At 61.0% G+C, this 14,982-nt stretch carries 14 protein-coding genes; all 14 read right to left on the bottom strand.

Annotated features, from left to right (window positions below):
- Positions 1-13: 13 nt before the first annotated feature.
- The 14 genes from ACA058_RS07850 to flhA all read right to left on the bottom strand — a co-directional run bounded on the left by ACA058_RS07850 (position 14) and on the right by flhA (position 14,760).
- Positions 14-409, bottom strand: coding sequence for a DUF2802 domain-containing protein (locus ACA058_RS07850; RefSeq protein WP_497638581.1), 396 nt, complete (start codon positions 407-409; stop codon positions 14-16).
- Complete coding sequence (locus ACA058_RS07845; RefSeq protein ID WP_007946765.1) at positions 410-895, bottom strand: chemotaxis protein CheW; 486 nt, start codon at positions 893-895, stop codon at positions 410-412.
- A 42-nt stretch (positions 896-937) separates the two neighbouring features.
- The gene (locus ACA058_RS07840; RefSeq protein WP_497638580.1) at positions 938-1,828 is read right to left on the bottom strand and encodes a CheW domain-containing protein; all 891 of its coding nucleotides are present in this window, start codon (positions 1,826-1,828) and stop codon (positions 938-940) included.
- A 453-nt stretch (positions 1,829-2,281) separates the two neighbouring features.
- The gene (locus ACA058_RS07835) at positions 2,282-3,070 is read right to left on the bottom strand and encodes a ParA family protein (RefSeq protein ID WP_497638579.1); all 789 of its coding nucleotides are present in this window, start codon (positions 3,068-3,070) and stop codon (positions 2,282-2,284) included.
- Between the two features lie 38 nt (positions 3,071-3,108).
- Positions 3,109-3,999 (bottom strand): flagellar motor protein MotD, encoded by an 891-nt coding sequence (gene motD / locus ACA058_RS07830; protein WP_497638578.1) that lies wholly within the window; start codon positions 3,997-3,999, stop codon positions 3,109-3,111.
- A gap of 15 nt (positions 4,000-4,014) precedes the next feature.
- The gene (locus ACA058_RS07825) at positions 4,015-4,755 is read right to left on the bottom strand and encodes a flagellar motor protein (protein ID WP_497638577.1); all 741 of its coding nucleotides are present in this window, start codon (positions 4,753-4,755) and stop codon (positions 4,015-4,017) included.
- Complete coding sequence (locus tag ACA058_RS07820; protein WP_497638576.1) at positions 4,755-5,891, bottom strand: protein-glutamate methylesterase/protein-glutamine glutaminase; 1,137 nt, start codon at positions 5,889-5,891, stop codon at positions 4,755-4,757. Before ACA058_RS07820 ends, ACA058_RS07825 begins: the two co-directional genes overlap by 1 nt.
- A gap of 50 nt (positions 5,892-5,941) precedes the next feature.
- The gene (locus ACA058_RS07815; RefSeq protein WP_497638575.1) at positions 5,942-8,206 is read right to left on the bottom strand and encodes a chemotaxis protein CheA; all 2,265 of its coding nucleotides are present in this window, start codon (positions 8,204-8,206) and stop codon (positions 5,942-5,944) included.
- Positions 8,207-8,258: 52 nt separating this feature from the next.
- A complete protein-coding gene (locus ACA058_RS07810; protein WP_497638574.1) occupies positions 8,259-9,047 on the bottom strand; it encodes a protein phosphatase CheZ in 789 nt (262 codons plus the stop codon).
- Between the two features lie 19 nt (positions 9,048-9,066).
- Entirely contained in the window at positions 9,067-9,438 is a 372-nt protein-coding gene (locus ACA058_RS07805; protein WP_003183998.1) for a chemotaxis response regulator CheY, read from the bottom strand.
- A 166-nt stretch (positions 9,439-9,604) separates the two neighbouring features.
- Entirely contained in the window at positions 9,605-10,345 is a 741-nt protein-coding gene (gene fliA / locus ACA058_RS07800; protein WP_008001745.1) for an RNA polymerase sigma factor FliA, read from the bottom strand.
- Positions 10,342-11,172, bottom strand: a complete 831-nt coding sequence (fleN, locus tag ACA058_RS07795) for a flagellar synthesis regulator FleN (protein WP_007975361.1) — start codon at positions 11,170-11,172, stop codon at positions 10,342-10,344. Before fleN ends, fliA begins: the two co-directional genes overlap by 4 nt.
- A 115-nt stretch (positions 11,173-11,287) precedes the next feature.
- Entirely contained in the window at positions 11,288-12,619 is a 1,332-nt protein-coding gene (gene flhF / locus ACA058_RS07790; protein WP_497638573.1) for a flagellar biosynthesis GTPase FlhF, read from the bottom strand.
- 11 nt (positions 12,620-12,630) lie between these two features.
- Positions 12,631-14,760, bottom strand: a complete 2,130-nt coding sequence (gene flhA, locus ACA058_RS07785; RefSeq protein ID WP_497638572.1) for a flagellar biosynthesis protein FlhA — start codon at positions 14,758-14,760, stop codon at positions 12,631-12,633.
- Positions 14,761-14,982 lie beyond the last annotated feature (222 nt).

Genomic DNA, 14,982 nt, shown 5'->3' with positions numbered 1-14,982 from the left:
CCGCTTGAAGCTTCTAGCTGCTCTTATGCACCTTGCTCATCAACTCCGCCTCGGCCTGGGTCAGGCCGCAAGACTGGGTCAGTTCGTCGACACTGGCGCCCATCCCGACCAGTTTCGCCGCCTGGGCAAACGACAGGCTCTTGGGATCGCGCTGTTCCAGCCGGGTCAGTTGGTCCGGCAATGGCGCGACGAGCGTGCGCAATTCATGCAGGTCTTCGCCCATGCGCACATTGCCGTCCTGGTAATTGTCGACGCGCCTGCCCAGGTCCTTGATGCGCTGGTCGCGCTGCGCATCGCCCTGGGCCTGTTGCGCAGCGATGAGCTTTTGACCGCGGATGTAGGCCAAAAACATTGCCAGCGTGCCTGCCCAGAACAGGAACAGGACAATGACCGCCACCTCGAGAATCAATCAGATGTTCTCCAGGTCCGACCATTCTTCTTCGCTCATCATCTTGTCCAGTTCGACCAGGATCAGCAGTTCGTTGTTCTTGTTGCACACGCCCTGAATGAACTTGGCGGACTCTTCGTTACCGACGTTCGGCGCTGTCTCGATTTCCGACTGACGCAGGTAAACCACTTCGGCCACGCTGTCGACCATGATCCCGACCACTTGCTTGTCGGCTTCTATGATGACGATGCGGGTGTTGTCGCTGATTTCGGCATTCATCAGGCCGAAGCGCTGACGGGTGTCGATCACCGTGACCACGTTGCCGCGCAGATTGATGATGCCCAGCACATAACTCGGAGCGCCCGGTACCGGGGCGATTTCGGTGTAGCGCAGGACTTCCTGGACGCGCATCACGTTGATGCCGTAGGTCTCGTTGTCCAGCTTGAAGGTGACCCATTGCAGGATCGGATCTTCGGAACCCTTTGCCGCCGTCGCCTTGTCATTCATACCCTGATCCCCTCAAGAAACCGCCCTGGCGGTGTTGTTCTGTTATGTAGGTTTATGGGCTGGCTTGGTGCCGCCCATGTGCCTGGCCCCACCGCTGGCGATCAACTCGGCCAGTTCGGATACATCGAGCAATGCACACATGTGTTCAATCACCGTGCCCGCCAGCCACGGCCGCTGGCCACGGTGGCTGCGCCATTTGATTTCGTTCGGGTCCAGGCGCAACGAGCGACTGACCTGATGCACCGCCAGCCCCCACTCATACCCCTGGACGGAAATCACGTATTGCAAGCCCTGCTTGAAGTCCTCGCGGTAACGATCGGGCATGACCCATCGTGCCGTGTCCAGTACCTTCAGATTGCCTGCCTGGCTCGGCAGGATGCCGAGGAACCACTCCGGTTGACCGAACAACGACGTCAGCTCATGTCCGGCCAGTGGATAGATCGAACCCAGGCACACCAGCGGTACCGCCAGGGTCAACCCGGCGACGTCGAACAACAGGCATTCGAAGGGTTCGGCCGCCCAGGCAGGACGACCGTCGGTTTCTACCGGTGGCGGCGTGCTGGCGGGTGGTAGATGTACTTCGACGACCGGAGGCACCAAGACTTGATGCACTTCGACGGGCGGCGGTACCAGGGCTTGCAGCAACGGAGCGATGGTTGATACCGGCGCCAGAATGGGTGCAGAAGTTTCGACCACTGCAACGGGCGCCGTCGCAACCGGAGCTACTACAGGTGCGGTAGTCACTATGGCATCGCGGGCCTGCTCTTCAAACACCGCGGCCTGGAACTCGTCTAGCGCGGTCTCCGTCTCTACCACCTCGGGAAGCGTTTCGATTTGCGCTTCGAGTTCTTCGGTGACGTCCTGCAGCAGGCTGTCCAGATAGGACTGCAGAGCCAGTTGCGGGCGCGATGTGATCTTTAATGGCCGGTTCACTGGCTCACCCCTACTGTAGGAGCGAGCATGCTCGCGAAGAACCTGAGAGCGCCGCGGGGTGCCAAGTTTCCAGCGTTATCGTTGACGACCATCGCGAGCAAGCTTGCTCCTACAGGAGCGAGCATGCTCGCGAAGAACCCGAGAGCGCCGAGGGGTGCCAGGTTTCCAGCGTTATCGTTAACGACCATCGCGAGCAAGCTTGCTCCTACAGGAGCGAGCATGCTCGCGAAGAACCTGAGAGCGCCGCGGGGTGCCAGGTTTCCAGCGTTATCGTTGACGACCATCGCGAGCAAGCTTGCTCCTACAGGGATCGGGCTCATTTTCATGCCACCCCTTCTGTAGGAGCGAGCATGCTCGCGAAGAACCCGAGAGCGCCGCGGGGTGCCAGGTTTCCAGCGTTATCGTTGACGACCATCGCGAGCAAGCTTGCTCCTACAGGGATCGGGCTCATTCTCATGCCACCTGCGCAACGAGTTGCGCCGCCAGCAGATGCTTGAGCAGCGCGCGGTAGGCGACGACGCCACGGCTCTTGCCGTCGAACTGCGAAGGCGTCAGCCCCGCCCGGCTGGCATCGCGCAAGCGCGTGTCCACCGGGATGTAGCCCTGCCAGATTTCTTGCGGAAACTTGTCACGCACCACGCGCAGCGTACCGAGGGACGCCTGCGTGCGGCGATCGAACAGAGTCGGCACGATGGTGAACGGCAAGGCCTGCTTGCGCGAACGATTGATCATCGCCAGGGTGTTGACCATGCGCTCCAGGCCTTTGACCGCCAAGTGTTCGGTCTGCACCGGGATCACCAGTTGCTGGCTCGCCGCCAAGGCATTGACCATCAGTACCCCGAGCAACGGCGGGCTGTCGATCACGGCGTAATCGAAGTCCTGCCACAACTGCGCCAGGCTCTTGGCAATCACCAGGCCCAGGCCACTCTGGCCCGGCGACTGGCGTTCAAGGGTGGCCAGCGCGGTGCTCGATGGCAACAGGGAAATGGATTCGTGACTGGTGGGCAGCAACAGCTGACCGGGCAGGCCCTGGGGCACGCTGCCTTTATGCAGGAACAGGTCGTAGCTGCTGTGTTCCAGGCTGTCTGGGTCGTAACCGAAATAGCTGGTCATGGAGCCGTGGGGGTCGAGATCGACCACGACCACGCGCTTGCCCGCCTCGGCCAGCAACCCGGCTAAAGCGATGGAGGAAGTGGTTTTACCGACACCACCCTTTTGATTGGCGACTGCCCAGACTCTCATTCGATTGTTCCTCCCGGCCGGGTCGACCGGGAATTAGCTCAACGTGTTAATGCGGGCGACGGAGAATTGACGGCGCTCTCTCGTACCGGCGACATAACCTTGGTCGGTGCAGTTTGTGTGCCAGCACGCTTCAAGGCGGCATCGGGTTGTGCATTCGCCGCTCCGGTAGCGGTGATGCTGCGACGCACGTCCAGGTTGCGTGACACCACCAGCACCACTCGACGATTGCGCGCCCGGCCCTCGGCCGTGGCGTTATTGGCCACCGGCTGGAATTCGCCATAACCCACCGACGCCAGACGACCAGGGTTTACCCCTTGCATAGCGAGCATGCGCACGATGCTGGCCGAGCGGGCCGAAGACAGCTCCCAGTTGGTGGGATACTGCGCGGTACGGATAGGTTGATCGTCGGTGAAGCCTTCGACGTGGATCGGGTTGTCGAACGGTTTCAGGATCGCCGCGACCTTGTCGATGATGTTGAAGGCAATGTCGCTGGGCATGGCATCGCCGCTGCCGAACAACAGGCTGGAATTGAGTTCGATCTCGACCCACAACTCGTTGCCGCGCACGGTCATCTGTTTGGAGCTGATCAGGTCGCCGAAAGCCGCGCTGATGTCATCGGCGATGCTTTTGAGCGGATCGCTGGCACCAGAGACACCGGCATCGACCTGGTCACTGTCCTTGACCAACGGCTTGGCCGGGGTCACGGTCTTCGGCCGCTCGTCACCGATGGGGATCGGCTTGAGCGCGCGATCGGTATCAGTGAAGACGCCGATCAATGCCTCGGAAATGACTTTGTACTTGCCTTCGTTGATCGACGAAATCGAGTACATCACCACGAAAAACGCGAACAGCAAAGTGATGAAGTCGGCGTAGGAAACGAGCCAACGCTCATGGTTTACATGTTCATCATGTTGACGACGACGAGCCATAGTCCATTGCCCCCATCAATCCATGAAGCCCTGGAGCTTCAACTCGATAGAGCGCGGGTTTTCACCTTCGGCGATCGACAGGATCCCTTCCAGCAACATTTCGCGATAACGCGATTGGCGCAACGCGATGGACTTGAGCTTGGCGGCAATCGGCAACAACACCAGGTTGGCACTGGCCACGCCATAGATGGTGGCGACGAAGGCCACGGCGATGCCATTGCCCAGCTGGGACGGATCGCCCAGGTTACCCATGACATGAATCAGGCCCATCACCGCACCGATGATGCCGATGGTCGGCGCATAACCGCCCATGCTTTCGAAGACCTTGGCGGCTTCGATGTCGCGGCTTTCCTGGGTGTAGAAATCTACCTCGAGAATGCTCCGGATCGCTTCCGGCTCGACGCCATCGACCAGCAACTGCAGGCCTTTGCGCGAGTAGCTGTCGGGTTCGGCATCGGCCACCCCTTCCAGCCCGAGCAGGCCTTCCTTGCGGGCGGTCAGGCTCCAGTTGACGACGCGATCGATGCCACCGGCCAGGTCGACCCGCGGAGGAAACAGGATCCACGCCAGGGTCTGCATGGCACGCTTGAAGGCGCTCATGGGTGATTGCAGCAATGCCGCGCCAATGGTCCCGCCCAGCACGATCAACGCGGCCGGACCGTTGGCCAGCGCACCGATATGTCCGCCTTCGAGGTAGTTGCCGCCAATGATGGCGACGAACGCCATGATGATGCCGATGAGACTTAAAACGTCCATCAGACACAGGCCTCGACGATGTGTCGGCCGATGTCGTCCAGTGCATACACCGCGTCGGCCAGTTCGGCCTTGACGATGGCCATGGGCATGCCATAGATCACGCAGCTGGCTTCATCCTGGGCCCAGATCGAACTGCCGCTTTGCTTGAGCAGGCGCGCGCCTTCGCGACCGTCGGCGCCCATGCCGGTCAGTACCACCGCCAGAACTTTGTCGCCGTAGGACTTGGCCGCCGAACCGAAGGTGATGTCCACGCATGGCTTGTAGTTCAAGCGCTCGTCGCCCGGGAGGATTTTCACCGCGCCCCGGCCATCGATCATCATCTGCTTGCCACCTGGCGCCAACAACGCCAGGCCCGGGCGCAGGATGTCGCCGTCCTCGGCTTCCTTGACGCTGATCCGGCAGAGCTTGTCCAGGCGTTCGGCGAACGCCTTGGTGAAGGCTGCCGGCATGTGCTGGACCAACACGATGGGGGCCGGGAAGTTGGCTGGCAGCTGGGTCAATACCCGCTGCAAGGCCACCGGACCGCCGGTGGACGTACCGATGGCCACCAGTTTGTAGGCTTTACGCTTGGGAGCAGGTGACGACGGGGCGTGCACTGGCGCACGGGTCGGGATCGGAGCGGGGGCCGGGCGCACAGGCGCGCTACTGCCATAACCGAGGGTGCTCGAAGGCGTTGGCATTGGCGTCGGAGCCGGTGCGGCCACAGGCGCCGGCGCGCTGTAGCTGCTGACACGACGATTACTGCGCGAGATGCTGAGAATCTTCTCGCACAGCAGTTGCTTGACCTTCTCGGGGTTGCGCGAGATGTCTTCGAAGTTCTTCGGCAGGAAGTCCACCGCGCCGGCGTCCAGCGCGTCCAGGGTAACCCGGGCGCCTTCATGGGTCAGCGAGGAAAACATCAAGACCGGGGTCGGGCAGCGCTGCATGATGTGCCGTACCGCGGTGATGCCGTCCATCATCGGCATCTCATAGTCCATGGTGATCACGTCCGGCTTGAGGGCCAACGCCTGATCAATCGCCTCTTTGCCGTTTGTCGCCGTGCCGACGACCTGGATATTCGGATCCGCTGAAAGAATTTCCGAGACGCGGCGGCGGAAAAACCCCGAATCGTCCACCACCAGGACCTTGACTGCCATAAACACTCCATTAGACGCAGCGGGGCATCAGTCGCCCCGCCCCGCCAGAATCAAATACGCCGTGCGGCGTAACGCTTGAGCATGCTCGGAACATCGAGAATCAGCGCGATGCGGCCGTCACCGGTAATGGTGGCGCCCGACATGCCCGGGGTTCCCTGGAGCATTTTGCCCAATGGCTTGATGACCACTTCCTCCTGGCCCACCAGCTGGTCGACGACAAAGCCGATCCGCTGGGTGCCCACCGAAAGGATCACCACGTGGCCTTCGCGCTGCTCTTCGTGAGCGGCGGAGCTGACCAGCCAGCGCTTGAGGTAGAACAACGGCAGTGCCTTGTCCCGCACGATCACCACTTCCTGGCCGTCCACCACGTTGGTGCGCGACAGGTCGAGGTGGAAGATCTCGTTGACGTTCACCAGCGGGAAGGCAAACGCCTGGTTGCCGAGCATGACCATCAGGGTCGGCATGATCGCCAGGGTCAGCGGCACCTTGATGACGATCTTCGATCCCTGGCCTTTGGCCGAGTAGATGTTGATCGAACCGTTGAGCTGGGAAATCTTGGTTTTCACCACGTCCATGCCCACGCCACGACCCGACACGTCGGAGATCTCGGTCTTGGTCGAGAAGCCCGGGGCGAAGATCAGGTTGTAGCACTCGGTATCGCTCAGGCGATCGGCAGCGTCCTTGTCCATCACACCGCGTTTAACCGCGATGGCACGCAGGACATGCGGGTCCATGCCCTTGCCGTCGTCGGAGATCGACAGCAGGATATGGTCACCTTCCTGCTCCGCTGCGAGAATGACCTTGCCGCCACGGGACTTGCCCGAGGCTTCGCGTTCTTCCGGCGATTCGATGCCGTGGTCGACGGCGTTGCGCACCAAGTGGACCAGCGGGTCGGCCAGGGCCTCGACGAGGTTCTTGTCGAGGTCGGTTTCTTCGCCGACCAGTTCCAGGATGATCTCTTTCTTGAGCTGGCGAGCCAGGTCTCGAACCAGGCGCGGGAAACGCCCGAAGACTTTCTTGATCGGTTGCATCCGGGTCTTCATGACCGCGGTTTGCAGGTCGGCCGTGACCACGTCGAGGTTCGACACGGCCTTGGACATGGCTTCGTCGGCGCTGTTGGCGCCCAGGCGCACCAGGCGGTTACGCACCAGCACCAATTCGCCGACCATGTTCATGATCTCGTCGAGCCGCGCGGTATCGACCCGCACGGTGGTCTCGGCTTCGCTGGCCGGCTTTTCCGCTGGCGGCGCGGCCGGGGCACGGGCCGCAGCCGGTACCGCGGCGGCAGCGGGTGCCGGCGCTTCGGCTTTCGGTTCGGGCGCCTTGGCCACGGGCTTGTGTGCGACAACCTTGGCGGTCGGCGCCGCCACCGAGGCGTTCGAGCCGCTCGCCGCTGTCGCGGTGCCCACTTCGCTGAACTTGCCTTTGCCGTGCAATTCGTCGAGCAGTGCCTCGAATTCATGATCGGTGATCAGATCACTGCCGGCCGCCGCTGCGGTGGGAGCTGCCGGTGCAGACACCGATGCGATGGCCGACTCCAGCGCCTCGACCGCAAAGTTGCCTTTGCCGTGCAGTTGGTCGAGCAAGGCTTCAAATTCTTCGTCGGTGATGTCGGAGCTATCGCCGGCGGCTTTCGGCGCTGGCGGCGCGACTGGCGCCGGGGCCACTGCATCGACGGCGAACTTGCCCTTGCCGTGCAGTTGATCGAGCAACGACTCGAACTCGGCATCGGTGATTTCGTCGCTGCCAGCCGCATCGCTGGCAGGTGCGGGAGCCGCCGCCGGCGCCTCGGCCTGGGCCTTGACGGCGTTCAGCGAGTCCAGCAGTTGTTCGAACTCATTGTCGGTGATGTCGCCCGAGTCGCTTTGCGCAACCGGCGTTTCAACCACTTCGGTCACCGGCGCAGGCGCAGCCTCCGCAGCGGCTTGCGGCTCGGCCAGACGAGCCAGTGCCGCCAGCAGCTCAGGTGTTGCAGCCGTAATCGGACTACGCTCGCGCACTTCGCTGAACATGCCGTTCACCGCATCCAGCGCTTCGAGGACCACGTCCATCAATTCCGAGTCGACGCGACGTTCACCCTTGCGCAGGATGTCGAACACGTTTTCGGCGATGTGGCAGCACTCCACCAACTCGTTGAGCTGGAGGAAGCCGGCGCCCCCTTTTACAGTGTGAAAACCGCGAAAAATTGCATTGAGCAAGTCCGCGTCATCCGGACGGCTTTCCAGCTCGACCAGTTGCTCGGACAGTTGCTCTAGAATCTCGCCGGCCTCAACCAGGAAATCCTGAAGGATCTCTTCATCGGCGCCGAAGCTCATCAGGGGGTGCTCCTAAAGGTCTAAAAACCCAAAAACCTAAAATGCTAAAATTCTAGAAGCCTAGGCTGGATAACAAATCGTCCACATCGTCCTGACCGGACATAACGTCTTCTCTTTTATCGGCATGAATCTGCGGACCTTCACCCTGAGAGAGATGTTTTTGTGGATCTTTTTCTGCAAGCATCAAAGCACGGTCATGTTCGATGCCCGCAAAGCGGTCCACCTGACTGGCCATCAGCACGAGCTTGAGCAGGTTGCTTTCTACTTCGGTGACCAGTTGGGTCACGCGCTTGATCACCTGGCCGGTGAGGTCCTGGTAATCCTGGGCGAGCAGAATGTCGTTGAGGTTGCTCGACACGGCGCGGTTGTCTGCGCTGCTGCGCGTCAGGAAGCCGTCGACGCGCCGGGCCAGCTCACGAAACTCTTCCGCCCCGACTTCGCGCCGCATGAACCGCCCCCAGTCGGTGCTCAAGCCCTGGGCTTCGTCAGCCAGACTGTTGACCAGCGGCGTGGCGTTTTCCACCAGGTCCATGGTGCGGTTGGCGGCGGCTTCGGTCAGCTTGACCACATACCCCAGCCGCTCGGTGGCGTCGGTGATCTGTGACACTTCCTCGGCTTGCGGCATGTGCGGGTCAATCTGGAAATTGACGATCGCGCTATGCAACTCGCGGGTGAGCTTGCCCACTTCCTGATACAGGCCACGGTCACGAGTCTGGTTGAGCTCATGGATCAATTGCACAGCATCGCCGAACCTGCCCTTTTCAAGGCTCGCGACCAATTCGACGGCGTGTTTTTTCAGGGTCGATTCAAAATCGCCCTGGGATGATTCGTTATGCCCCATAGCTCCCCCGTGGCGCAGTTCAACCGATGCGTTCGAAAATCTTCTCGATTTTTTCTTTCAACGCCTGGGCCGTGAAGGGTTTGACCACATAGCCGTTTACGCCGGCCTGGGCCGCTTCGATGATCTGCTCGCGCTTGGCTTCGGCAGTCACCATCAGCACTGGCAGGTGCTTGAGCTTTTCATCGGCGCGCACGTGGCGCAGCAGATCGATACCGGTCATGCCAGGCATGTTCCAGTCCGTCACCAGAAAGTCGATGCTCCCGCTGTTGAGTACTGGAATGGCGGTAGTGCCATCGTCGGCCTCGACCGTGTTGGTGAACCCAAGGTCACGCAACAGGTTTTTTATGATCCGCCGCATCGTTGAGAAGTCATCAACGATGAGGATTTTCATGTTCTTGTCCAATTCGACCTCCAAGCAGACTAAAACGCGCCCAGCACCTGGACGCGCCATTTCAATCAATCTGGCAAAACACTCGATGACTGTCTGGAGTACAACGGATCGAGACCGGCGCGGTTCATCACCCCACCCGCCGCGTCGCAGTGCCCCCACACTGCCTTCAGCGCGCTCGCCACTCTCCCAGACGCCCCCGCAAACGGGCCGCGCACTGGCTGTGTAACTGGCTGACCCGGGATTCGCTGACTCCCAGGACCTCGCCGATTTCCTTGAGATTCAACTCTTCGTCGTAGTACAGCGCCAACACCAATCGCTCACGCTCCGGCAAATTGGCGATCGCGTCCGCCAGCGCCGCCTGGAAGCGTTCATCTTCCAGATCGCGAGACGGTTCAAGATGAGCACTGGCGCCATCCTCGTGCAGCCCTTCGTGTTCGCCGTCCTGCAACAGGTCGTCGAAACTGAACAGCCGGCTGCCCAGGGTGTCGTTCAAAATCCCGTAGTAATCGTCAAGACTCAATTGGAGTTCGGCCGCAACTTCGTGATCTTTAGCGTCACGGCCGGTTTTCGCTTCAATCGAGCGAATGGCGTCGCTGACCATCCGCGTATTGCGGTGGACCGAACGTGGCGCCCAGTCCCCCTTGCGCACTTCATCGAGCATGGCGCCGCGGATGCGGATGCCCGCGTAAGTCTCGAAACTCGCGCCTTTGCTGGCGTCGTATTTGGTCGATACTTCCAGCAGGCCGATCATCCCGGCCTGGATCAGGTCTTCGACCTGGACACTGGCCGGCAAACGCGCCAGCAAGTGATAGGCAATGCGTTTAACCAGCGGCGCGTAACGCTCGATCAGCTCGTACTGCGCGTCACGCGCCGATGCCTTGTAGAGGTTGTAACCGCTGGCTGTCATAGCACCGGTCCTGCCGTTTGTTGCACGAGGCGCTCGACGAAAAATTCCAGGTGCCCGCGCGGGTTGGCGGGCAGCGGCCAGGTGTCGACCTTCTGCGCGATCGCCTTGAACGCCAGCGAGCACTTGGAGCGCGGGAAGGCCTCGTAGACGGCGCGCTGCTTCTGCACGGCCTTGCGCACGCTTTCGTCGTAAGGCACCGCGCCGACATATTGTAAGGCGACGTCGAGGAAGCGGTCGGTGACCTTGGTCAACTTGGCGAACAGGTTGCGCCCTTCCTGAGGGCTCTGCGCCATGTTGGCCAGGACACGGAAACGGTTCATGCCGTAATCGCGGTTGAGCAATTTGATCAACGCATAGGCGTCAGTGATCGAAGTCGGCTCGTCACAGACCACCAGCAACACTTCCTGGGCCGCGCGCACGAAACTGACCACCGACTCACCAATGCCTGCAGCGGTGTCGATCACCAGCACGTCGAGATTGTCGCCGATGTCACTGAAAGCCTGGATCAGGCCGGCGTGCTGGGCCGGGCTCAAATGGACCATGCTCTGAGTGCCGGACGCCGCCGGAACGATGCGGATGCCGCCGGGGCCCTGCAACAGTACGTCGCGCAATTCACAGCGGCCTTCGATCACGTCGGCCAGGGTACGTTTGGGTGTCAGGCCCAACAGAACGTCGACGTTCGCCAGGCCCAGGTCAGCGTCCAGCAGCATGACGCGCCGGCCAAGCTCAGCCAAAGCCAGGGACAAGTTCACTGACACGTTAGTTTTGCCGACGCCACCTTTGCCGCCGGTCACCGCGATCACCTGTACAGGATGCATGCTGCCCATGTTATTTCTTTACCTTGTTCTGCATAGACGGGGCCACATAACTGGCTGCGCGTTCACAATCGGAACAATGCATGGCAGGCCATCGATGTAGGTACAAAAACTATTCATTGTTACCTCAGCCAACCTGCTTGGTCGGACTGTGGTAGATATCAGCGAACATGTCAGCCATGGCCTCTTCGCTGGGTTCTTCCTGCATTTGCACGCTGACGGCCCGACTGACCAGTTGATGACGACGCGGCAGATGCAGATCATCTGGAATCCGCGGGCCATCGGTCAGGTAGGCCACCGGCAACTCATGGCTGATGGCCAGACTCAACACCTCGCCCAGGCTCGCCGTTTCATCCAGTTTAGTCAGGATGCAGCCAGCGAGCCCACAACGCTTGTAACTGTGATAAGCGGCGGTTAGAACTTGTTTCTGGCTGGTGGTTGCCAGGACCAGATAATTCTTTGACCTGATGCCTCGAGCGGCCAGGCTTTCGAGCTGCATGCGCAGGGCCGGATCGCTGGCTTGCAGGCCGGCGGTATCGATCAGCACCACGCGCTTGCGCAACAAGGGATCCAGCGCCTGGACCAGCGACTGGCCCGGATCGACGTGGGTCACCGGCACATTGAGGATCCGCCCGAGGGTCTTGAGTTGCTCCTGGGCACCGATGCGAAAGCTGTCCATGCTCACCAGGGCAATGTTCTGCGCGCCGTACTTGAGCACATAACGGGCCGCCAGCTTGGCCAGGGTGGTGGTCTTGCCCATGCCGGCCGGGCCGACCATGGCAATCACGCCGCCCTCTTCCAGCGGTTCCATTTCCGGCGTGGCGATCATCCGCGCCAGATGCGCCAGCAACATGCGCCAGGCCTGGCGGGGTTCTTCAATTTCGCTGACCAGTGTCAGCAAATCCCGCGACAACGGGCCGGACAGGCCAATGCGTTGCAGGCGGCGCCACAGGTTCGCCTGGTCCGGGCGGGCGCCCTGCAGCTGGTTCCAGGCGAGGGAACCGAGTTGTACTTCCATGAGTTCGCGCAGGCTGCTGAGTTCCGAACGCATCGAGTCGAAGGCCCGCGTATCGAGAGCGGCCGCCGGGGCAGGTGCCGGCGCAGGACGGCGCGGCTCGGCCAGGGTCGGTTCGATCAGCGGTTCGGCAGCCGTCAGCGGCAGGCCGGCAAACAACTGTTGATTGGTGCTCTTGTCGCTGTCGCTGTCGCCCTCGCCTCGCAGGCTCAATTCGGCCTGGGCGGTGACGATCCGTGACTGAGTCTTGCGCAGTTCGTCCTCGAGTTCCATGTTCGGGACGCGCGGGGCCAGCGCCGACAGTTGGTAATCAAGGGCAGCCGTCAGCTCGACACCACCGGCGATGCGGCGGTTGCCAATGATCGCGGCATCGGCGCCCAGCTCCTCACGAACCAGCTTCATGGCCTGACGCATATCGGCGGCGAAAAAACGCTTAACTTGCATAAACCACTACCTCAGCCGTTGGGCCCTACTGTCGCAACGATGGTCACTTGCTTGTTGTCAGGAATTTCCTGATAAGCCAACACATGCAAACCCGGGACTGCGAGCCGGCCAAATCGCGAGAGCATCGCGCGAATCGGACCGGCTACCAGCAGAATCACCGGTTGACCTTGCATCTCCTGCCGCTGCGCCGCATCGATCAACGAGCGCTGCAGCTTCTCAGCCATGCTTGGCTCCAGCAGAACGCCCTCTTCCGAGCCCTGTCCTGCCTTCTGCAGACTATTGAGCAATATTTGTTCCAACCTTGGCTCCAGCGTGATCACTGGCAGCTCGGAGTCAGTGCCTACAATGCTTTGCACGATTGCACGGGATACGCCGACGCGCACCGCGGCCACCAGTGCGGCGGTATCTTGACTCTTGTTGGCATTGTTCGCGATGGCTTCGGCAATGCTGCGAATGTCGCGTACCGGCACCTGTTCAGCCAACAGCGCTTGCAAGACTTTGAGCAATTGCGACAGCGACAGCACACCCGGCACCAGCTCTTCGGCCAACTTCGGCGAGTTTTTCGCCAGCAATTGCATGAGTTGCTGGACTTCTTCGTGGCCGATCAGCTCACTGGAGTGCTTGTACAGGATCTGGTTCAGGTGGGTAGCCACCACGGTACTGGCATCGACCACGGTGTAGCCAAGCGATTGCGCCTGGGCGCGCTGGCTGATTTCGATCCACACCGCCTCCAGGCCAAAAGCCGGATCTTTGGCGGTAATGCCGTTGAGCGTGCCGTATACCTGCCCCGGGTTGATCGCCAGTTCGCGATCCGGGTAAATCTCCGCCTCGGCCAGGATCACCCCCATCAGGGTCAGGCGATAGGCGCTCGGTGCCAGGTCGAGGTTGTCGCGGATGTGCACTGTGGGCATGAGAAAACCCAGGTCCTGGGACAGCTTCTTGCGCACGCCCTTGATCCGCGCCAGCAATTGACCACCCTGGTTGCGATCCACCAGCGGAATCAGGCGATAGCCCACTTCCAGGCCGATCATGTCGATCGGCGTCACGTCATCCCAGCCCAGCTCCTTGGTTTCCTGGGCGCGGGCCGGCGATGGCAGCAGTTCCTGCTGACGCTTGACCTCTTGCTGGGCCTGCACCTTGGCGCCGTTCTGCTTTTTCCAGAACAGGTACGCACCACCCGCGGCCAGGGCGGCCATGGACAGGAAGGAGAAGTGCGGCATGCCAGGCACCAGCCCCATCACCGCCATCAAGCCCGCCGACACCGCCAACGCCTTGGGCGACGCAAACATCTGTCGATTGATCTGCTTGCCCATGTCTTCGGAGCCCGAAGCACGGGTCACCATGATCGCCGCAGCTGTGGATAACAACAGTGATGGCAATTGCGCCACCAAACCGTCACCGATGGTCAGCAGGGCGTATACCTTGCCGGCATCAGCGAATGCCATGTTGTGCTGGAAGATACCGACCGCCATGCCGCCGATCAGGTTGATGAACAGAATCAGCAGACCGGCAATGGCGTCACCGCGCACGAACTTGCTGGCACCGTCCATGGAGCCATAGAACTCTGCCTCCTGCGCCACTTCCGAACGCCGGGCCTTGGCCTGGGCCTGATCGATCAGGCCGGCGTTGAGGTCGGCGTCGATGGCCATCTGCTTGCCAGGCATCGCATCGAGGGTGAAACGCGCGCTCACCTCGGAAATACGCCCGGCGCCCTTGGTCACCACGACGAAGTTGATGATCATCAAGATCGCGAAAACCACGATACCAACCACGTAGTTACCGCCGATCACCACCTCGCCGAAGGCCTGGATCACCTTGCCCGCGGCGGCATGACCATCCTGGCCGTGGAGCATCACTACCCGGGTGGACGCCACGTTCAAGGCCAGGCGCAACAGCGTCGCCACCAGCAGAATGGTCGGGAACACCGCAAAATCCAGCGGCCGCAAGGCGTAGACGCAGACCAGCAGCACAACGATCGACAGGGCAATGTTGAAGGTGAAGAACACGTCGAGCAGGAACGGCGGCATCGGCAACATCATCATCGCCAGCATGACCAGCAGCAACAGCGGCACGCCCAGATTGCCTCGACTGAGGTCTGCCATGTTCGTGCGGGCACTGTTGATTAACTGAGAGCGATCCACCGGTATTCCCCGTTCCTTTGAAGCAAAACTTTTGACGCCAGAAGCTGGCGCAAAGCGGCTATTGCAAGAAGCCTTCCAACTTTTGCGGGGGGTTGAAATAGAGAGATTGACCGGGAAATTTCAAGTTGCCTGGGCGGGCCTCTTCGCGAGCAGGCTCGCTCCCACAGGGGATCTGCTCCGGCCACATATCCTGTGTACAACACAGATCAAATGTGGGAGCGA

The sequence above is a fragment of the Pseudomonas sp. LBUM1649 genome (genome assembly GCF_059716155.1).
The sequence above is the reverse complement of the archived record's forward strand: the minus strand, read 5'-3'. Positions and strand labels throughout refer to the sequence as shown.